The sequence below is a fragment of the Desulfospira joergensenii DSM 10085 genome, assembly GCF_000420085.1.
Taxonomy (GTDB): Bacteria; Desulfobacterota; Desulfobacteria; order Desulfobacterales; family Desulfobacteraceae; genus Desulfospira; species Desulfospira joergensenii.
In genome coordinates this window covers 1,023,255-1,042,526 of sequence record NZ_ATUG01000001.1, presented here as the reverse complement: position 1 = coordinate 1,042,526, position 19,272 = coordinate 1,023,255, and the positions used below count along the sequence as shown (strand labels likewise).

Genomic DNA, 19,272 nt, shown 5'->3' with positions numbered 1-19,272 from the left:
AGTCGGTGCCTGATTTTTCTGGCACCGGCCATGATCTGGATGGCCCTGGCATTGGATTTTTCCGGTGCCGGGGCTCTCCCGGAAGATACCCTGATTATCGGGGTTGGCCGGGATTTCCTGGACGGGCCGGCCAGCCGGACCTACCTGCACGGGTCCACCCATACCTGGGAGGCCTTGACCTATCTGGATGAGAATCTGAACGCCTGCCCCTGGCTGGCCCGGTCCTGGGAGATTCAAGACCAGGCCCGGACCTGGATCTTTCATCTAAGGGAAAATGTCCGGTTCCATGACAACACGCCTTTAACCGCAGACCTTGCCAAACAGTCGATTCTGCGCATTGCATCAAGCCCCAGGTATGATCCTTCCGGTGTTTTCAAGGATCTTGAAACCCTGGAAGCCCGGGGGGAGCTGGATCTTGTTTTTCATCTTAAAAAGCCGTGCCCTGTCTTTGCCAACCGGGTTTCCTATTACCAGAGCCCTGTGCTCCATCCCAGGGATTTTGAACCGGACGGACGGCTGAAAAGCGTGACCGGCACCGGTCCCTTTTATCTCAAACAGGCCGTTCCCGGAGACCGGATCATTCTGGAAGCCTTTGAGGGATACTGGGGCATCAAACCCCATTTTACCCGGGTGGTTTTCAGAAATTTGGCCGATGCCCAGACCCGGGCCATGGCGTTGATGGCCCGGGAGGTGGATGCGGTTGCTGATGTGGGGGCGATTCTTCCCCAGCAGGTGGAAACCCTTAAACATGTATCCGGGCTGGTTCTGGATCATGTGGAAGTGGCCACCACCCATTACCTGGTGATCAACTGCGCCAAACCCCCTTTTATGGAAAATTCCCACCGCCAATGGCTGGCTTCGGTCATTGACCGGGAAGCCATCGTGGACGCCCTGGTTGCCGGATGCGGCCGCGTGGCAAAGGATCCCTTTACCCCTCTGGCAAAAGAGTGGTGTTTCGGATATCTTGACGGCAGCTGGAACCCGGTGAAGATGCCTCTACCCGTGGCCGTGGACATCCTTCTTCACGCCGCCACCCTGGAGCGCTGGCCTTACCTGGATATTGCCCAGTTTATCCAGATGCAGCTGGGCCGGTATGGATTTAAGGCCTCCATTCATATCCGGGAGCCGGGGGCCTATTACAAGGAGATGAAAGAGGGCAGATTCAGCCTGGCCCTCCAGCCGAATACGCTGATGACCGGGGAACCTGATTTTTTCTACGCCTATTATCTGGCTTCCGACGGCCCGAGAAGCTATGGGTGTGGCTGCGCCCGGACCGATGAACTCATTGCCCGGGGACGGCACAGCTCAACCCGGGCGGAACAGAAACCAGTTTACCGTCAATTGTCCAGGCAGTTTTCCCGGGATCTTCCCCTGCTACCCCTGTACCACGATATTTCATTTTTTGCCTATACCGACCGGCTGGGATTCTTTGGCATGGACCATAATTTCAGACCCCTGCTGGTTCAGGCAAAGTCTGCCGGCGGCAGTCGGAAACGGGCGGCAGAATCGAATGAATTAAAGAGCCTGGGTCAGTCCCCAGATAAAATCAAGACCTTCCGGGTTGGATTCTTACCAGACAGGAACCCTGTGCAATGACTGCGGAGACTTGCGCCCATGACTCTGGTGATGTGGACTGGGCAAGGCGCTGGGAAAATTTTGGGCAAAATTCTTTTTTAAAGAAAAGCCAGACAGAACATCCTGAAAAATGGCAAAATTTTTATGACCGGGTATCGGATGTCTGGGACCGGATGGCCGGAATCTCTTTGGCTTCAGGCCAGGAAATGGCCCGGGTTCTGTTCAGCCAGGGGGTCCTTTCTGCCCAAAATTCCATCCTTGAGCTGGGGTGCGGCCCGGGAAATCTTTCCATGGCCCTGGCCGGATACGGCTGCCGGGTCACGGCCGTTGATCTTTCCCATGGCATGATCCGGGCATTGGAAAATAAAATCCAGACCCGGGGCATCACCGGGATTCAGCCTCTGGCAGCCGACTGGAACACCCTTGATTCCGCACCGGGGCATGACCTGGTCATGGCCGCCTTTTTTCCTGAGGCCTGCCATCCCCAGGGGATTTCCCGCATGGAGACACTGGCAGAACAGACCTGTGTGCTGGTACTGGGAAACGGAACCCAGGCCTTTCCCCTGTACCGGGAAATATGGACCCGGGTCATGGATCTGCCCTGTCCCCAATCCTGGGGTCATCTGACCTGTGCTGAAAATTTTTTAAGGCAGACCGGCAGGCATCCGGATCTGTATACACTGAGGATCCCGGCAGTCCTGGATATTGAATATCACCGGGCCCGGGAATATTTCAGAGCCTATTTTGCCATGTTCGGCTGTTCAGGACTCCATCTCGATAAGACGATAGATGGGGTGCTTGCCCATTATATAAAAAATGATCACATTTTTCTTGAGGGGGAATCCGGGGTTTCCATGGTTTGCTGGGCGGTTCCGTCCGGTTCTTCGAACGGGGGTATCAAGTGACTATCCTTCCCCACTGGATAAAACACCTGGCCTATACGGGTTTTGTACTCTGGGGCGTCAGCCTTTGTACCTTTATCCTGTTTGCCCTGAGTCCCGGAGACCCGGCGGAAATTATTCTGTCTGCCCAGAGCCAGGCCCCGGGCCGGGAACAGATTGAGGCTTTGCGGCATTCCCTGGCCCTGGACCGGCACTGGACAATTCAATACCTGTCCTGGATGGGCAGAATCTGCTCCGGCGATTTCGGGCAAAGCTGGCAGACGGGGCGGCCGGTGTTTCAGGAGATCTCACTCTGTCTTACACCCACCCTGGAACTGGCCCTGGCTGCATTTTTGATGGTTGTTCTGTTGTCCGGGGCCGGCGGCATGCTTTCCGCTGTATTCCGTCACCGGTCTGTGGATCACCTGATTGCTGTCCTAACGGTGGTCTCATCTGCCATGCCCCCTTTCTGGCTCGGGATCATGCTTGTCTGGATCGTATCCCTTCAATGGGGGCTTTTGCCCGTGGGCGGACAGGGGTCTGTAGCCCATGTGATCCTGCCTGCCTTTTCACTGGCCCTGGGCCTTGGTCTGCTCCAGGGCAGCATGCTGCGCTCGGCCCTGATCCGAACCATGGAAGCCGATTTCATCGGTTTCGCCCGGACCCGGGGGCTTGGCGCCGTGAAAATATTTTTCCGGCACATCCTTCCCCATGCCCTGGTGCCCATGATTTCCCTGTGGGGCGTTTGCCTGGGCCAGCTTCTGGGCGGTGCCATGATCGTGGAATCTGTCTTTGCCCGGCCGGGTTTAGGAAGGCTCATGGTTCAGGCGGTCATGGCCAGGGATATTCCCATGGTCCAGGCACTTGTACTGCTCATCTGCCTGATTTTCGTGTCTGTCAACCGACTGGCGGATTTTATCCACTGGCGCCTGGATCCTCAAATGGGAGCCGGTCTGTGAAAAACATATCGCGTTTCATCTTCAGCCGAGCGGGTGTAAGCCTCCTCTTCTGCCTGATGATCGGGCTTGCCGCCCTGCTGGCGCCATGGCTTTCGCCCAGAGATCCCCTGGCGGCGGATCTTTCCTGCCGGCTGGCCGCCCCCTGTCCAGAGTTCCCCCTGGGAACTGATCAGCTGGGAAGATGTGTCCTCTCCCGTATTCTCTGGGGGCTGCGCCTCTCTTTGGGAGGGGCTTTGGCCGCATCCGGGCTGGCCGTGGGGGCAGGGACCCTGCTGGGTATCGGGGCGGCCCTGGCAAAAGGCTGGGTCGGCATCCTTTTCAGAGCCGCCATTGACATGGGCCTGGCCATACCGGGCCTGATCCTGGCCATTGTCTTTGCCGGCCTTGCCCCGGGGACCATGCAGGGGCTGATCATTGGACTGGCTGCGGCCAACTGGCCCTGGTGGGCCCGCCTGATACGGGGGCTTGCCCTGTCCTCTGTGCAAAAGGAATTTGTCCTTGCCGGACGGGCCGCAGGACTGAAATCGTCAAGAATCGTTTTGGCCTATATCCTGCCCCAGTTTAAGAATCCCGTGCTCGCCGGCGCCTCTCTGAAAACCGGAAGAATCATCCTTGCCTTTGCCGGACTGAGTTACCTGGGCCTAGGCCCCCCACCTCCGGTACCGGAACTGGGCCGGATGCTCCAGGAGGCAGGAATTTACATGGCCCGTGCCCCCTGGCTGGTTTTTGGGCCCGGGATTTCCATTACCCTGGCGGTCGCGGCTTTGAACCTTGCCGGAAAAACATTTCAAAGGGAATTTCATGATGTCTGATCCTGATCTTTTATCTGTACAGGATCTTTGTATCGGCATCCCCGGCAAGGATGCCGGCCCCGCCCTGGTGGAAAATGTGGGTTTTTGCCTGAACAGAGGAGAAATCCTGGGGATAACCGGCCAAAGCGGTTCCGGTAAAACCCTGACCGCCATGGCCCTGGCAGGCATCCTGCCCAGACCATTGGCTGTTCGCAGCGGAAAGATCTGGTTTCAGGGATCTCCGGTTCTGCCGGAAAAAGGGAGGGGGAATTTCCTTGTCCCCGGCAGGGACATTCTGATGCTGTTTCAAAGTCCGTCCAGGGCCCTGGATCCCTGGGTGAGGATCGGGGTTCATCTCACCGACGCTGTGAAGGCGGCCAGAAAGGCTTCCGGCATAACCCGGTATGAAAAACCCAAGGAAGTGGCTGTCCGTGCCCTGGAAAAGACCGGGCTGGATGCGGAAGTTTATGACCGGTATCCTTTTGAACTCAGCGGGGGGCAGCGCCAGCGCTGTTTGATGGCTCTGGCCCTGGCTGTCAAACCTCGCATCCTGATTGCCGACGAACCCGCCACCGGCCAGGATGATATCCATAAATCCCTTGTCATTAAAAGTATCCGGGAACTGGCGGAAAATGAGGGCACGGCCGTTATTCTTATTTCCCATGATTTAAGGGGGCTGCAGGGCCTGGTCCGGAACCTGGCGGTCATTTACAGGGGCAGGCAGATAGAGGCCGGACCTGCCCGGGATATGATTCAAACTCCCGGCCATGCCCACACCCGGGAACTGGTCAGGGCCATGAGGTTCATGGAAGGCGGCGGCAGATGAACTCTTATCTTCTCTATATGGATCGTGTCAGCAAGACCTATGCAGGCCAAAGGACTAAAACCGCACCTGTCCTGTCCGGGTTCTGCCTTGGTCTCCGCCCTGGGGAAGCCCTGGGTCTTTCAGGCCCCAGCGGCAGCGGGAAAAGCACCATTGCAAAAATTATTCTGGGGGTTGAGCCGCCTGATTCCGGACAGGTCTTTTTTAAAGACCGGCTGGTTTCCGACTCAAAAAAGCGGCCCGGGCGGCTGTTTTACCGCAGGGTTCAGATGGTCTGGCAGGATCCTTTTGTGTATCTGAACCCCTTTCTGCCGGTTCGCACATCCATCATCGAACCCATGGCTGCCTTTGGTATTGATTCGGTTCGGGACCGGCAGAACCGGGCAGATGAGCTGATGCAGGCCATGGGGCTTGATCCTGCCCTGGGAAGCTGCCGCCCGGGCATGCTTTCCGGCGGACAATGCCAGCGGGCGGCCATTGCAAGAGCCCTTTCAGTCTCGCCGGATCTGCTGATCTGTGATGAAGCCCTTTCCGGCCTGGATCTGCCTTTACAGGTGGATATCATGGAACATCTGACATCCATCCGGAAAAAACTGGGTATGGCGTTGCTCTTTATTTCCCATGACCGGGACTGCACCACGCGGATGTGCACCCGGATCATTACTTTTCCTGACTCCATTCCGTTCAGGTGACGTCCGGCTTCACAAGGCAGTGCCCGAGCCGGAACCCATAGCCTTTTCAAAGTCGGATCTCTGCCGGCTCCCTTTTTTCACCACAGAGACCACTGAGATTTCCCGCTTGCGTGCTGAATGCGCCATTGAAAATTGCCTTAAAGTTTTCCGGGCTGCTTAAAAGGGGAAAGGGAAGACAGAGGAGCGACGTCCGGCCGGCGCAGGGTGCAGCTCCGCAGGGTTCCCGATTCCTACAGCCTCTAACATACCCTTCCGCAAAAGAAGAAAACTCGCATTCGCTCAAACAATTCTTCTTTTTCGCTCCACGCCATGAAGAGTCTCTACGCAATCGAACCCGATGGCTCCGCCTGCACCCCACCTCGGCCTCCAGGAGAGTCCGAGGGGCAGTTATATTTCAAAATCCGGAAAATCAAGGTTAGGATAATACTGTTCAATTCAGACAAATCCATTGAAAACTTAGAATCCAAGATCTGGCCCTGAAATTCACTTGTCAGAAAACCGGAGAGAAGCGAGAAACTGCGGTTTACCCGTCAGCATTTTTGTTATTTTAAATAATTGTATCTTTTGTTGTCCGAGATTTCGACTTGATACATACTATAAAAAGTATTATATATAATACTATGAACAATTATTTTAGAATGAATATAGGAGTTTGTCATGAATACTATCACAGCCAATCAACTAAAGACAAAGGGAGTTTCTGTGATTCAAAACAACCTTTTGGAGAATCAGGAGCTGGTTATTACAGTTCGTGGTAAAGAGAAATTTGTTGTAATGGATATGAAGCATTATAATTATCTACGGGAATGTGAACTCGATACTGCACTGCACCAGGCAAAAACTGATTACGAATCTGGAAACTATAGAACAGAAGATGTTGAAGCTCATATCAAAAGAATTACAAAATGACTTATACCCTCATCTATACAGATAGTTATATTAAAAGGGCTTCCAAATTTGTCAAAAAGCACCCTGATTTAATATCTCAATATGAAAAAACACTGAAACTATTAGAAATTGATCCAACTCATCCCTCATTGAGGCTTCATCCATTGAAAGGAAAATTGAAAGAGTTACATTCGGTTTCCATTAATGTCTCATATAGAATTACCCTTGAGTTTATTTTTGTGAACAAAGAAATCATTTTGGTGAATGTTGGGCATCACGATGGGGTGTATTAGGTGAATCCATGAGGGTATGAATCTTTGGACTTCGCCTAACAGTTTTGCTAATAAATCTTAACTGTTAGAAAAAAGGAGGCCCAAAGATGGATCAGCAAGCACAAAGAGACATCAATCGAAAACTTAAAGTCCTGAACCACGCAAAAGATTCCGGTAACGTTTCAAAAACCTGTCGCTATTTTGGAATAGCAAGAACAACTTTCTACGAGTGGAAAAACAATTATGCTGAAAAAGGTGAAACTGGCTTAATAAACAGCAAACCATTCCCAGTATAGAAATGCAACTGCAAAGTTATATATATAAATAACTATAGTTTTTTCAGGATAAGATATGGAACAATCTGAATGTGACATGATTTTCAATCTCGCTGGGAGGCCGGGGTGGGGCGGGGCGGAGACATCGGGTTTGATTCTGCTTAAGCCTTTTCATGGAGTGGAGCGCAGCAAGGGCCGGCTGTCTGAGCGGAGCGAGTTTCGCCCTTCCGCGGAATGGAATGTTAGAGGCTGTCAGAATCGTTAACCCTGCGTAGCCCCGCTCCACCCCGGCCGGTCTTCCATACTTCTTTTTCAACTACTTGGGCCATGCCCGATACCGGCATCAGGCCAGGGGCGGAGGGGGCAGCTCTCCCCTTTCCAGAGTCAGCCTGGCCTTTTTAACGGAGATGATGTCTTCGCAGGGGGGGGGCACCCGGCAGAGGCCGAATCCGTATCCTTCAAACTGCTGAATAAATGTTTGAGGCTTTATTCAGCAGCCGGGCATGATTTGTCCCGGCAGAGAACCCTCCGGTCTGAAATCCGGGTCAGAGGGCTTCGATAATCCCGGCGGCGATCAGGGGAATGAGAATCTCATGGTGGCCCACCAGGGCATAGCCTTTGCCCTTTCCCAGGGTGGGGCGGTTGACCACGTTGGTCATGGGCCGGTATTGGCGGATAAAGTCCAGGTTGACCGTGGTGAAGTCATCCACAATATGGCCCAGGTTCCGGACCAGGGTAAGGGCCTTGAGAAAGACTTCGGGCATGATCACGGCGGATCCCGCATTGATGAACACCCCGCTCTCCAATTGGGAGATTACGGCGGCAAAGATCTTGAAATCATCGTGGGAGGCCTTTCCGCAGGCTGCCGCGTCAAAGTCCGGGTGCATGTGAATGATGTCCGTGCCCATGGCCACATGGACGGTGACGGGGATGTCAAGACGGGCGCCGGCTGCGTTGAGGCTCAGGTCTTTGTAATCCAGGTTCTCCTTCAGGATCATCTCGCCTACGGCCCGGCCCAGTCCTATGGAGTTCTTTTTTGCGTCCCGGATGGCCTGGTTCAGAAAGGCCGAGGTTTCCCGGGCCATGCCGAAAGAACCGTCTTTGATGGAAAGGGCCACGTCTTCCGAAGTCCGGCCGGTCATGGCCACCTCCAGATCGTGGATGATGCCGGATCCGTTCATGGAGATCATGGTCAGGATCTCTTTTTCCATCAGATCGATGATGACCGGGTTCATACCGGTCTTGATGACATGGCCGCCCATGGCGAAACAGACCTGACGCTTGGCTTTCGCCGCATCGACCACGGCTGAGACCACCTCCCTAATATCCCGGCCCGCCAGAATATCGGGCAGGGATTCGATAAATGAAGACAGGGAATTCCCCTTTGTCCAGGGCCGGGTAAAATCATCCTTGGAGACCAGGCTTTTCCTGTCTTTGACGGAATAGGTTTTTACACGGGAAAAATCCAGTTCAGGCCGGGTCATGGAAGATCATCCTTTCCGTGAGGTCGCAGAGGATGTGGGCCAGGAGAATATGAACCTCCTGGATCCGGGCCGTGACCGGGGAATCCACACAGAATGCCATGTCGCTGATTTCCCTTAATTTGCCCTTGGCACCGGAGAATCCGATGATGAAAAGCCCCATGGTCTTTGCCTCTTTTGCCGCCTTGATCACATTGGGGGAGTTGCCGCTGGTGGAGATGGCCAGGGCCATATCCTCCTTATTCCCCAGGGCCTGGACCTGTTTAAGGAAAATATCATCATAGGAGTAATCGTTGCCGATGCTGGTGATGACCGAGGTGTCGCAGGTCAGGGCCAGGGCCGGAAGGGGGCGCCTTTCCATCTGGAAGCGGTTGACGAATTCAGCGGCAATGTGCTGGCAGTCTGCGGCACTGCCCCCGTTTCCGAACAGCAGCAGCTTCCTTCCCCGGGACAGCCGGTCGGCCATGGTCTTGGCACAGGCCTCAACAGTCCCGGCGTGGGATTCAAAAAAGTTCTGTTTGGCCTGGATACTTTCTTTCACGGATCTTTCAATGATTGGATTCATGCTATTTTTTTGTCTCAAATATTTGTGGATCAAGCCGATTTAATACCGGGTTCCCTGTTCTGCTCCGCTTTTTCCCATGACCGGGTGATCTCTTCCAGGCGGGCTTTAAAGATCAGGTTGTCCGGTTCCAGGACCAGGCTTTTTCTGGCAAAGGTCAGGGCGATTTTCAGATTTTTCCCCTGGTCGTACATGGCCTTGGCATATCCGGACAGGGCGGCCCCGTCCGAGGGATTGATCTTTACCGCCTTATTGAATTCCTGTCCTGCCCGGACCGCATCCTTGAGTTCCAGGAAGAGTTCCCCCATCATCCTTGTGGCCGGACCGGATTCCGGATCAAGTTCCAGGGCCGCTTCCAGGTGTGTCCGGGCATTGTCATGCTGCTTTTGTTTCAGCAAAAGCTGTCCCAGGAGGAGTTCCACCTCAAAAATTTCCGGATTCAGGGCATGGGCTTTTTTCATGTAGATGACGGCCTTGTCGGCATTTTCCCGGATCTGGTGAATCAGGCCCATATTATAGATGACCATGATCTCACCCGGGGAAAGGTCCCTGGCCTTTTCAAATTCTTCCATGGCCCGGTCCAGGTCTCCGGTGACCCCGTAGCAGACCCCCAGACTGTTTATCAGGTTGATGTTTTTGGGTTCCAGTTCCAGGCCCTTCTGGTATTCCTGTACCGCCTTCTCATACATCTTGAGCTGGTACAGCCGGTCTCCGCTGATGTTCAGGGAAACAGCGTCAAAATAGACCAGGTGATCCGGTCCGAAAAAGGCGGCATGATCAATGGCTTTAAGGGCATTGGCCATGGTTTCACTGCGGCTGAAGTCATGGAAGGGGGAAAGGGCCGCGCCCATGAGAATCCGGGTTTCAAGGGAGGATGAGATCTTTTCCTTCAGGGAAGTGATGAGATTTTCAGCCTTTCTTTTCTGGGTATAATCCCAGAAGGCAAGGATAAAGGATCTCTCGTCCAGGCTTTCCCAGAGACCCCGGTTCCCCGAGGTCTTTGCCTTGGTTTGTCCTGATTTTTTGCCCAGCAGGGACTCAAAACAGGCCTCGAACACATCCCGGGCCTTTTCCAGTCGTTCCTGGGTCAGATCCCCGGAGATCCGGACAACCGAGCAGAAAAAATTTTTCCCGGGGATCTTCGCCTTTTCCAGGCGCTGTTCAAAGTTTTGAATCTGGCCGGTCCGGGCATGAACCAGGTCTGAGTAATAGGTTTCCGGTGGTCCGGCAAGGGTTTCGTCGGAATCGGTCTTTAGAAAATGGATTTCCTTGGAGGAGAATTTTGGGGTCATTTTTTTTTCAATACGCTTTCAAGGGTTTGGGCAATGCTGTTTTCCTGTTCCGGCTGAAGGGTCCTTGGATCCAGGATGTACCGGTCCTCTTCTATCCTGGCGATGACAGGGGGGGAAGAGGCGCGCATCCCCTTTTCCAGCCGGGTCACCGACAGGGTGAGGGGTCTTATGGCCACACACCGGGTGGGCAGTTTCAGTTCAGGGAAAGAACCTCCCCCGGGCCTGGATTCCAGGTCGGCTGTTTCCGCCTCTGCCAGGGAGCCGGTCTTTTCCCGGATGAGTTTGAGAAGTGTTTCCGCCCGTTTACAGGTCTCTTCAAAGGACATGGTCAGCATCCTCAGGGTGGGGATGGCCTGAATGGCCCCTGGTTCATCCCGGTAAAGTCTGAGTGTGGCCTCCAGGGCGGCCAGGGTGAGCTTGTCTATTCTCAGGGCCCGGGTCAGGGGGTTGGCTTTGATCTGGTCGATATACTTTGCTTTCCCGGCAATAATACCGGCCTGGGGGCCTCCCAGGAGCTTGTCTCCGCTGAAGGTGACGATGTCTGCCCCGGACCCCACCTGGTCCGAAACCAGGGGTTCGCTGGGCAGTCCGTACTTGGAGAAATCGACCAGGGTGCCTGATCCCAGGTCTTCCATGACCGGGATATTTTTATCCCGGCCCAGTTCAACCAGTTCTTTGAGTCCTACGCTGGCCGTGAATCCCTCTATTTTGTAGTTGGAGGTATGGACCTTGAGAAAGAGTCCCGTGGCATCTGTCACGGCATTGGCATAATCCCGCAAATGGGTCCGGTTGGTGGTCCCCACCTCCTTCAGGATGCATCCGCTCTTGGTCATGACGTCGGGCACCCTGAAGGATCCGCCGATTTCAACCAGTTCTCCCCTGGACACCACCACCTCCGTGTTCTGGGCCATGGTGTTCAGGGCCAGGAATACGGCACCGGCATTGTTGTTCACGGCCATGGCTTTTTCCGCGCCGGTGAGTTCGCAGAGGAGTTCTTCCACAGCCGAGTAACGGATCCCCCTCTTGCCCGTGGAGACGTTCAGCTCCAGGTTGGAATAGCTTCGGGCAATGGTCCGGATATTGTCCAGGGCCGGCTCACAGAGAAGGGCCCGGCCCAGGTTGGTATGAAGAACCACGCCTGTGGCATTGATCAGCGGGACCAGCCTGGGTTTCATCTTTTCACAGGCAATGAATCCGGCACGGTCAAGCACGGCGCTGTCCGAGAGATCGGTCTCTTTGCCTTCCAATAGTTCCCTTCGGAAATCTTCCAGTGCCCTGCGGATGGATTCCAGGACAATGGATCTGGGAATTTCTGAGAACCGGGAATCCTCCCTGGTTTTTTCCAGGATCTGGTCCACGCCGGGGATCTGTTTCAGTCTGTCACGGGGGTCTGTCATATTTTGCCCTCTAAAATCCAAAGGGGTTGTTGTTGTTCATGCCGATGATGGGAATTCCATCTATGATTTCAGGGACCTGGGACATGGAGATCCCGAGGCGATCGAGAACGGGGCCGATGCTGCCGACCTGCATTTTTTCCAGGTCAACTCCGGTGTTAAACCTCTCCATGAGCAGATCGGCCAGATAGACCAGGGAGACCATATCCCGATGTTCTTCCGGGGCTTTTTCCGGAAGGTGGTGGTGGGCAATGGTCTGGTACAATGTCGGGGAAAACTGCCAGTTTTTGGCCAGAAGAGCACCGGCCTCGCAATGGGTGATGCCCAGAAGCTTTTTTTCCGAGCTTAAAAAGCTCTCCCCCTCCCGGCTCAGATTGCGGAACAGCAGGGGCACGGAATCCGCCACAAACTGATCCAGGACCACCTTGCCGATGTCGTGGAGGAGCCCTGCGGTATAGGCGTGCTTACCCGGAACCTTTCCGCTCTTCTCGGCAAGCTTTTCCGCGGTTGAGGCGACGTTCACCGCATGGAAAAAGAGCCCGCCCTTGCACAGGGAATATCCCGATGAAATGACCTGGCCGTAATAGGAATTGACGGCTGCGGTGATTACGGATTTGACCAGAAGCTCTTCCCCCAGGAGGATAACTGCGTCCTTAAGGGTTTCAATGGACATGGTTCCCGCAAACAGGGCGGAATTGCATATCTTCAAGGTCTGGGCGCTCAACACCTGGTCCTGGGAAAGTTCCCGGGTGATGTCTGCGATACCGGACCGGTCATTCTGAAACATCCTCAGGATCTTCAGGGCGGTCTGGGGGATGGGTTTGAGGGTATTTACCGTGGATTTGATATCTTCAATGGTCGGTCTTGCACATTCGGTTTCGGATTTGAATTCCTCTTCCCAGGGGGGCTTTATCCTTGCTTCCCCCGTGGCCATGTCCAGTTCAAGGGTACAGTTGAAAAATCCTCCGGTCTCGGAACAGATAATATGGATGCCTTCATTTTTGAGAATGTTTGCAGCAATTTCCGCTGACCTTCCCCCGATGTCCAGGCCCATATCCTGCCGGTTGACCGGCCCCACAAGCCCCCCGCCGGCCAGGGTCGCCCTCAAATTTTCCGTCCGGCAGCCGAGGTTTTTCAACTGCTCAATTAAAAGGGGAATCCCGGTGGACGCATATTTCTCAGGGAACTTTCCCTGGCCCATCCCCGGAGGTTCGGGCAGAAGAATATGAATCAGCCCTCCGGTCCGGGTGGTATGGTCAAACAGGGTCACACCGAGACAGGTCCCCAGAAAGGCCTGGAAAATGTGGGATGAATTGGTGTCAGCTCTGAACTGTCCGGCCGCTATGTGTTCGAATTTTTGATAGCTCATGTTCGGCTTGTACGGATCCATGGGTTAGTATACCTGGCAAACGTTTTTAAATATCATTAATTTTCCGGAAGTTTCAACATTTATCTTTTTCTTGTTTGAATCAAGCTGTACAAAAAATTGCCGATCCTTATTTCTATGGGAAAGAAGAGAGTCTCTTCGAGGAACAAAGGGCCTGGCCGTTTGATGGAAAACATCCATTTCCTTTTTCCCATGTTTGTCCGGGCCCGGGCCCTGCTTTCCTTTTTCAGGAGATAAAGGAGCGCAAGGGATGCCTGCCCATTGAGATTTCTTGCACAGGAACTTTTTAAACTCCAGGGAGGGAGTGAATTATGAAAATTTCCAGGTCGGACATTGTCCTGTCATCCAATGGTTCAGCAGAGCAGATGAACCTGAACCTGGAGGAAAGATCCAGTTCCCGGGTACTGGCCGGGAGCCTTTCCCGGAGGGAGGGGGTCCTGGAAGCGGGATCCCCCATTGCCCTGACGGACCGGGTAAGCATCTCCGGGAGCAGACAAGATCAATTCCAATCCAATTATTCGGCCCGGATAGAGTCGTCATCCAAGGTGGAAAATTCCAAAACAGGGGAGACCGGCCTGTTTGAGCATCAGGATCTGATGGAGACCCTTGTGGGAGCGGTGATCGATCAGAAAGCGGTTGTCAGGAGGATCCGGCAGGGCAGGGCGGTTTCCATGGATGGGGGGAAAACCGGGGCAGGCTTTTCCGGTTCCCGGGTCCGGGAGTTCCTCCTGGAGCGGACATCCATTCATTATGAAGAGGAACAGGCTTCCTTTTCCTCCACCGGTTCCGTGGTCACCGAAGACGGAAGAACCATTTCCTTTTCCCTGGATCTGGCCCTGGACCGCGCCTCTTTATCCGAGACCCGGGAGGAGACCCGGATCAGGATGGAACAAATGCAGGTGGTGGATCCCCTGGTCATCAGTCTGGATCATGGTCTACCTTCTCTCTCAGACCTTACCTTTGAATTTGACCTGGACAATGACGGGGAGATGGACAGGGTTCACTCCACCTCTCCGGGTTCCGGATTCCTGGCCCTTGATAAAAACAACGACATGGAGATCAACAACGGATCCGAACTTTTCGGACCAGGCACGGGAAACGGGTTTGAAGAGCTGGCCGCCTATGATGGGGACAACAACAACTGGATCGACGAAAACGACGCCATCTTTGGGCAGCTCAAGGTCTGGACCCGGGATGAAAATGGTGAAGACAGGCTGATCACCTTGAAAGAGGCCGGGCTAGGGGCCATCTACCTGGAGAATGCATCCTCGGGATTTGATCTGAAGGATTCCAATGATACCCTGAAAGGCCGGGTAAAGAGTTCAGGCATGTTCCTCTTTGAAAACGGGGATGTGGGATCTGTCCAGCAGATCGATCTTGCCAAGCTGGAAAAGGGATCGGATCAGGGAAGCCCGGCCCAGTCTTTTTTTAAGCCGGGGACCCTGGGTGGTGAAGCCGGAGATCCGGTTGATGATTCTTCTTCGGAAGCAGGCCTTTCATCGATGATTGCCCGGCGGTTTGGACCTGCAGACTTTTTTCCATTCGTGAATGCGCCGGAACAGGTTGACACTCCCCTGGAGCAGCTCCTGAAAGAGATCCAGGAGTTGAAAAAAGGAATGGAAGATCTTCTGAATCCGGGGCAGGGAAAACGAAACAGGCCGGGGCATCAATTCTACCGGATGATGGATCCGGGCTCTTCCTTTGCCGGCAGAGGCTTTTCCCGAAGAGCCTGGTTTTAAGACTCCTTGTACAGGGCCAGTATCCCGGACCGGGCCAGTTTTTTGATCCCAAAGGGCTCCATCTGCTCCAGCATCAGGTCCACACAGTCTTCGTCTCCGGTCACCTCAAAGATATAGTGCTGGCCTCCCTCGTCCATGATCTTTCCCCGGAAGGAATGGATGATCTCCTTGATCTGATCCTGGTTTTCAGGCCTTGCCTTTACACAGACCAGGGCCATCTCCCTTTTTACGGCCTTTTCTCCGGTCATGTCCCTGAGCTTGATTACATTGACAAGCCTTTTGATCTGTTTTTTGCACTGCTCCAGAAGGTGGGGGTTTGTCTGGGTGGTGATGGTGATCCTGGACATCTTGGGGTTGGCCGTGGGCGCGCCGCAGATGGTTTCGATATTATATCCCCGGCCGGCAAATAATCCGGTAATCCGGGCCGTTACCCCGGGTTCATTTTCAACCAGCATGGTCAGGGTGTACTTCTGATTGCCCATGGGAGGCACTCCTTTTTATTGTCGGTTTCCATGGAAGGCGGATGTAAAAATTCCTTTTTCAGGATAGGGGGAGCATTTCATTGGGCAGCAGGATTCTCCCGGGTGAATCCCTCCACTACTTCATCTTCGGTTATCGTCCGGTTTCTGCCGGTTTGCTTGGCAAAGTAAAGTCCGTTATCGGCTCTCTTGATGAAATCCTCGATCCCTTCCCCCTCCCTGTACTGGGCAATTCCCGTTGAAACGGTGATCATTCCGATGGATTTCCGGGTGTCCTTGGCCACCCATTTCATTTTCCCCAGGGTTTTCCGGATCTGTTCAATGAGGATCCGGGCCCCTTCAAGGGGGGTGTCCGGCAGGACCAGGAGAAATTCTTCTCCCCCGAACCGGGCGGCCGTATCCTTTCCCTTGATATGGTCCTTGAGAACCTGGGCCAGCATTTTAAGGACATTGTCCCCGATCAGATGGCCGTGCTCGTCGTTCACCCGCTTGAAAAGGTCAATATCCATGAGGGCCAGGGATATGGGGGCCTGGCTCTGACGGACCTTGTCCAGAACCCTGGGAAAGATCTCATCCAGGCCCCGCCGGTTGATCAGCCCGGTCAGCATATCGGTGATGGCCGTCTGCTTGATCCCCTCTATTTCCTTTCTCAGGGAATGAATTTCCATGGTTGTGGCGTCCATCTGGTCTTTCAGGGAACGGGTGGATTGGATCACGGCCTTTGTTTCTGCCAGAATGTTCCGGGCAATCCGGGAGATGGCCTCCATGGATGTGGCCCGGCCCAGTTCGTCGGCATAATTTTTAAAGGTATTGTCATGGGCATCCAGTCTGACTCCGGATTTTCCGAATTGCTCGGCGATTTCGGTCAGGACCTTCTGGAATTGCCGGATATTGGTTTCCGCCTTCAGGAGCTGGCTTTCGGCGATATGGCGCCGGAAAAGTTTGATCATCTGGTCATAGGTGATTTCGCCCTGCCCCAGTTCCTGCAATTCCCGGGAGAGTTCAGGGTTTCTTCCGGCGGCGTGTTCATACCATACGGCATAGGTGATGGGGGTATAGGGAAGCCTGTGGCCTGCAATGTGCTGAAGCACCATTCGCAGGACATTCCCGGACTGTTCCACCGATTCTCTGTAAAAATCTTCTAACATTGGTCGCCTGTTTATATCATGGGACTTTGACCCGAGTCAGGCGGCAGTCTGGAAAGCCCTGCGTCGGACAGATTTTGAAAATGCAGAATTTCCCATCGTACCCCATCCTGATCTCCTGTTCGATATAGACTGCCATGGATATCCCTTTGATGTCAAGCTCGGAAGGCAGGATCCCCCAATGGCGGGAGATTAAAACTGGTTTGTCTTTAACAGAACCAGGGTGCAGGCCTCCACCACTTCAATACCGGCCTGTTTAAGCCGTTCGGCAGCGGCCCGGTTTTCCGTATCCGGGTTGAATATCACCCGGCCGGGTTTGATCTTCAGGATCTCTTCCACAACGGTTTCCTGCCGGGCCGGGCCCAGGTAGAGGGATACGGTATCGATCTTTTCCTGGATCTCCCCCAGGGAGGAAAAAACTTTTTTTCCTTCAATGGTTTCATGTGCGGGTGCAACGGGAATGGGCGTGTGCCCGTGTCCAGCCAGCATTTTCATGGCCTTGTTCGAATATCTTTCTTCTTTGGGGCTTGCGCCGACCACAGCTACCTTTTCCATTTGATCCTCCTGTCTTTCTGAGCGGTTGCTAATAGAAAATAGAGACTTAATGTGATAGGATAATCACTTTAACAGGGGACGCAAACATGGGATTGTTTCATCTTACATCTTCTTTTTCCCCCACCGGGGATCAGCCAAAGGCCATTGAATACCTGTCAGAGGGGGTTCTGGCCAATGAGCCCCACCAGGTTCTCCTGGGGGTGACCGGGTCGGGCAAGACCTTTACCATGGCCAATATCATTGCCCGGGTGGAAATGCCGAGCCTGATCATTGCCCCCAACAAGACCCTGGCTGCCCAGCTCTACAACGAATTCAAGACTCTTTTCCCGGACAATTGTGTGGAGTATTTTGTTTCCTACTACGATTATTACCAGCCCGAAGCCTATATCCCCTCCAGCGACACCTATATCCAGAAAGATTCTTCCATAAACGAGGTCATTGACAAGATGCGCCATTCCGCCACCCGGTCGGTGCTGGCCAGAAAGGATGTAATCGTTGTGGCCTCGGTCTCCTGTATCTACGGCCTGGGAGCCCCGGAAGATTACCTGGACCTGAGGGTGCCCCTGTCCCGGGACATGGAAATTTCCAGGGACGCGGTCATCGCCAAACTGGTGGACATCCAGTATACCCGGAACGATACGGATTTTCACCGGGGGGTGTTCCGGGTCCGGGGGGACCGTCTGGAGGTCTTTCCTGCCTATGAAGAGGACCGGGCCGTACGCATCGATTTTTTCGGGGATACCATTGAGGAGATTTCCGAGATCGATCCCCTTAAGGGGGAAGTGTTAAAATCCTTTGACCAGACGGCCATCTATCCGGCATCCCACTATGTGACCAAAAAACAGACCCGGAAAAGAGCTGTTGAGAGCATTATCAAGGAGCTCAAATCCAGGCTGGCATATTTCAGGGAGAACAATAAGCTGCTGGAGGCCCAGCGCCTTGAGGAACGGACCCAGTACGACATCGAGATGCTCAACGAGATCGGTTATTGCAACGGGATTGAAAATTATTCCAGGCATCTGACCGGCAGGTCCCCGGGCCAGCCCCCGCCCACTCTGCTGGACTATATTGACGACGATTTTTTATTGTTTTTTGATGAAAGTCATATCTCCGTTTCCCAGCTGGGAGCCATGTACAAGGCCGACCGGTCCAGGAAGGAAACCCTGGTGGAGCACGGGTTCAGGCTCCCCTCGGCCGTGGACAACCGGCCCCTGAAATTTGAGGAGTTCAAAAAACGGGTTCCCCGGATCATCTATGTGTCTGCCACTCCGGCAGACTATGAAATGGAAAAGGCCGGTCCCCGGGTGGCCGAGCAGATTGTCCGGCCCACAGGACTTCTGGACCCGGCTCTCGATGTGAGGAGTGCCAAGAACCAGGTGGATGATCTGTACGAGGAGATCATCAAACGGGTGGAGGCGGGAGAGCGGGTCCTGGTCACCACCCTGACCAAACGCATGGCAGAGGATTTGACCGAATACTACGCAGATCTGGACATCAAGGTGAAGTATCTCCATTCGGACATCGGAACCGTGGAACGCATCGATATCATCCAGGATCTGCGCCGGGGCCTGTTCGACGTGCTCATCGGTATCAATCTGCTCCGGGAGGGTCTGGATATCCCCGAGGTTTCCCTGGTGGCCATCCTGGATGCGGATAAGGAGGGGTTTTTGCGTTCCTTCCGTTCCTTTATCCAGATCTTCGGGAGGGCGGCCAGGAATGTCTTCGGCAAGGTCATCATGTACGCGGAAAAGGAAACCGGATCCATGAAAAAGGCCATGGCCGAAACCCGGCGCCGGCGGGAGATTCAGAGAGAGTACAACGAGGTCCACGGAATCGTTCCGGCCACCATCCGGAAAAATATCAATTCCTTTGACTATACCATGAATGAATCGCCGGGCAACCGGGAATCCCTTTCCGTGGATGAAGAGATCCGGGAGTATGAGGGAAAAGAACTTGACCTGGATGTCCTGATCCGGGATTTCGAGGACAAAATGAACCTGGCCGCGGAAAAGCTGGAGTTTGAAACAGCTGCCCAGTACCGGGATAAAATCAGGGAACTTCAGGCCATCAAGGCGGAATGAT

General features: G+C 54.0%; 18 protein-coding genes. 10 read left to right on the top strand and 8 right to left on the bottom strand.

Going from position 1 to position 19,272, the window contains the following annotated elements; all coding sequences use genetic code 11:
- The first annotated feature begins 30 nt into the window (after positions 1-30).
- From F608_RS0105220 to F608_RS30770, 8 genes are all read left to right on the top strand, one after another.
- The gene (locus F608_RS0105220) at positions 31-1,596 is read left to right on the top strand and encodes an ABC transporter substrate-binding protein (protein ID WP_022664564.1); all 1,566 of its coding nucleotides are present in this window, start codon (positions 31-33) and stop codon (positions 1,594-1,596) included.
- Positions 1,593-2,480 (top strand): class I SAM-dependent methyltransferase, encoded by an 888-nt coding sequence (locus tag F608_RS0105215; protein ID WP_022664563.1) that lies wholly within the window; start codon positions 1,593-1,595, stop codon positions 2,478-2,480. Before F608_RS0105220 ends, F608_RS0105215 begins: the two co-directional genes overlap by 4 nt.
- Positions 2,477-3,415: an ABC transporter permease gene (locus tag F608_RS0105210; protein ID WP_022664562.1), complete on the top strand. Its 939-nt coding sequence runs from the start codon at positions 2,477-2,479 to the stop codon at positions 3,413-3,415. The genes F608_RS0105215 and F608_RS0105210 overlap by 4 nt, the downstream gene beginning before the upstream one ends.
- A complete protein-coding gene (locus F608_RS0105205) occupies positions 3,412-4,227 on the top strand; it encodes an ABC transporter permease (protein ID WP_022664561.1) in 816 nt (271 codons plus the stop codon). The genes F608_RS0105210 and F608_RS0105205 overlap by 4 nt, the downstream gene beginning before the upstream one ends.
- Complete coding sequence (locus tag F608_RS0105200; RefSeq protein WP_084680985.1) at positions 4,217-5,032, top strand: ATP-binding cassette domain-containing protein; 816 nt, start codon at positions 4,217-4,219, stop codon at positions 5,030-5,032. The genes F608_RS0105205 and F608_RS0105200 overlap by 11 nt, the downstream gene beginning before the upstream one ends.
- Positions 5,029-5,721: an ABC transporter ATP-binding protein gene (locus F608_RS30775; RefSeq protein WP_051148495.1), complete on the top strand. Its 693-nt coding sequence runs from the start codon at positions 5,029-5,031 to the stop codon at positions 5,719-5,721. Before F608_RS0105200 ends, F608_RS30775 begins: the two co-directional genes overlap by 4 nt.
- Before the next feature lie 657 nt (positions 5,722-6,378).
- Entirely contained in the window at positions 6,379-6,630 is a 252-nt protein-coding gene (locus F608_RS0105190; RefSeq protein WP_022664560.1) for a type II toxin-antitoxin system prevent-host-death family antitoxin, read from the top strand.
- 358 nt (positions 6,631-6,988) lie between these two features.
- Complete coding sequence (locus tag F608_RS30770) at positions 6,989-7,177, top strand: helix-turn-helix domain-containing protein (protein WP_022664558.1); 189 nt, start codon at positions 6,989-6,991, stop codon at positions 7,175-7,177.
- 524 nt (positions 7,178-7,701) lie between these two features.
- Here F608_RS30770 and F608_RS0105165 read toward each other — a convergent pair.
- The 5 genes from F608_RS0105165 to F608_RS0105145 are packed head-to-tail and all read right to left on the bottom strand — an operon-like array spanning position 7,702 to position 13,275.
- The gene (locus F608_RS0105165; protein ID WP_022664555.1) at positions 7,702-8,640 is read right to left on the bottom strand and encodes a GSU2086 family protein; all 939 of its coding nucleotides are present in this window, start codon (positions 8,638-8,640) and stop codon (positions 7,702-7,704) included.
- Positions 8,627-9,202, bottom strand: coding sequence for a D-sedoheptulose-7-phosphate isomerase (locus F608_RS0105160; RefSeq protein WP_027362498.1), 576 nt, complete (start codon positions 9,200-9,202; stop codon positions 8,627-8,629). The genes F608_RS0105165 and F608_RS0105160 overlap by 14 nt, the downstream gene beginning before the upstream one ends.
- Positions 9,203-9,231: 29 nt before the next feature.
- Positions 9,232-10,491 (bottom strand): tetratricopeptide repeat protein, encoded by a 1,260-nt coding sequence (locus tag F608_RS0105155; protein ID WP_022664553.1) that lies wholly within the window; start codon positions 10,489-10,491, stop codon positions 9,232-9,234.
- Positions 10,488-11,888, bottom strand: a complete 1,401-nt coding sequence (gene selA, locus F608_RS0105150; RefSeq protein WP_022664552.1) for an L-seryl-tRNA(Sec) selenium transferase — start codon at positions 11,886-11,888, stop codon at positions 10,488-10,490. Before selA ends, F608_RS0105155 begins: the two co-directional genes overlap by 4 nt.
- A gap of 10 nt (positions 11,889-11,898) precedes the next feature.
- Positions 11,899-13,275, bottom strand: a complete 1,377-nt coding sequence (locus tag F608_RS0105145; RefSeq protein ID WP_022664551.1) for an HDOD domain-containing protein — start codon at positions 13,273-13,275, stop codon at positions 11,899-11,901.
- A gap of 308 nt (positions 13,276-13,583) precedes the next feature.
- Here F608_RS0105145 and F608_RS34405 point away from each other — a divergent pair, with 308 nt between their 5' ends.
- Positions 13,584-15,011 carry a hypothetical protein gene (locus F608_RS34405; protein ID WP_051148494.1) on the top strand — a complete coding sequence of 476 codons (1,428 nt, stop codon included), beginning with the start codon at positions 13,584-13,586 and terminating at the stop codon, positions 15,009-15,011.
- Here F608_RS34405 and ilvN read toward each other — a convergent pair.
- The 3 genes from ilvN to F608_RS0105120 form a co-directional block, all read right to left on the bottom strand.
- Positions 15,008-15,493, bottom strand: a complete 486-nt coding sequence (gene ilvN / locus F608_RS0105130; RefSeq protein WP_027362496.1) for an acetolactate synthase small subunit — start codon at positions 15,491-15,493, stop codon at positions 15,008-15,010. The genes F608_RS34405 and ilvN overlap by 4 nt on opposite strands.
- A gap of 77 nt (positions 15,494-15,570) precedes the next feature.
- Entirely contained in the window at positions 15,571-16,638 is a 1,068-nt protein-coding gene (locus F608_RS30760) for a GGDEF domain-containing protein (RefSeq protein ID WP_022664549.1), read from the bottom strand.
- Between the two features lie 189 nt (positions 16,639-16,827).
- On the bottom strand, positions 16,828-17,190 hold the full coding sequence (locus tag F608_RS0105120) for a CoA-binding protein (protein WP_022664547.1): 363 nt from the start codon (positions 17,188-17,190) through the stop codon (positions 16,828-16,830).
- Between the two features lie 86 nt (positions 17,191-17,276).
- On the opposite strand from F608_RS0105120, the gene uvrB reads away from it, so the two are divergent.
- Positions 17,277-19,271: an excinuclease ABC subunit UvrB gene (gene uvrB, locus F608_RS0105115; protein WP_022664546.1), complete on the top strand. Its 1,995-nt coding sequence runs from the start codon at positions 17,277-17,279 to the stop codon at positions 19,269-19,271.
- Position 19,272: the final 1 nt, after the last annotated feature.

Bases quoted from the DNA above. Each gene is read 5' to 3' on its own strand.
- F608_RS0105220 (WP_022664564.1), top strand. From the start codon at position 31: ATGATCTGGATGGCCCTGGCATTGGATTTTTCCGGTGCCGGGGCTCTC.
- F608_RS0105215 (WP_022664563.1), top strand. From the start codon at position 1,593: ATGACTGCGGAGACTTGCGCCCATGACTCTGGTGATGTGGACTGGGCA.
- F608_RS0105200 (WP_084680985.1), top strand. From the start codon at position 4,217: ATGATGTCTGATCCTGATCTTTTATCTGTACAGGATCTTTGTATCGGC.
- F608_RS30775 (WP_051148495.1), top strand. From the start codon at position 5,029: ATGAACTCTTATCTTCTCTATATGGATCGTGTCAGCAAGACCTATGCA.
- F608_RS0105190 (WP_022664560.1), top strand. From the start codon at position 6,379: ATGAATACTATCACAGCCAATCAACTAAAGACAAAGGGAGTTTCTGTG.
- F608_RS30770 (WP_022664558.1), top strand. From the start codon at position 6,989: ATGGATCAGCAAGCACAAAGAGACATCAATCGAAAACTTAAAGTCCTG.
- F608_RS0105165 (WP_022664555.1), bottom strand. From the start codon at position 8,640: ATGACCCGGCCTGAACTGGATTTTTCCCGTGTAAAAACCTATTCCGTC.
- F608_RS0105160 (WP_027362498.1), bottom strand. From the start codon at position 9,202: ATGAATCCAATCATTGAAAGATCCGTGAAAGAAAGTATCCAGGCCAAA.
- F608_RS0105155 (WP_022664553.1), bottom strand. From the start codon at position 10,491: ATGACCCCAAAATTCTCCTCCAAGGAAATCCATTTTCTAAAGACCGAT.
- selA (WP_022664552.1), bottom strand. From the start codon at position 11,888: ATGACAGACCCCCGTGACAGACTGAAACAGATCCCCGGCGTGGACCAG.
- F608_RS0105145 (WP_022664551.1), bottom strand. From the start codon at position 13,275: ATGGATCCGTACAAGCCGAACATGAGCTATCAAAAATTCGAACACATA.
- F608_RS34405 (WP_051148494.1), top strand. From the start codon at position 13,584: ATGAAAATTTCCAGGTCGGACATTGTCCTGTCATCCAATGGTTCAGCA.
- ilvN (WP_027362496.1), bottom strand. From the start codon at position 15,493: ATGGGCAATCAGAAGTACACCCTGACCATGCTGGTTGAAAATGAACCC.
- F608_RS30760 (WP_022664549.1), bottom strand. From the start codon at position 16,638: ATGTTAGAAGATTTTTACAGAGAATCGGTGGAACAGTCCGGGAATGTC.
- F608_RS0105120 (WP_022664547.1), bottom strand. From the start codon at position 17,190: ATGGAAAAGGTAGCTGTGGTCGGCGCAAGCCCCAAAGAAGAAAGATAT.
- uvrB (WP_022664546.1), top strand. From the start codon at position 17,277: ATGGGATTGTTTCATCTTACATCTTCTTTTTCCCCCACCGGGGATCAG.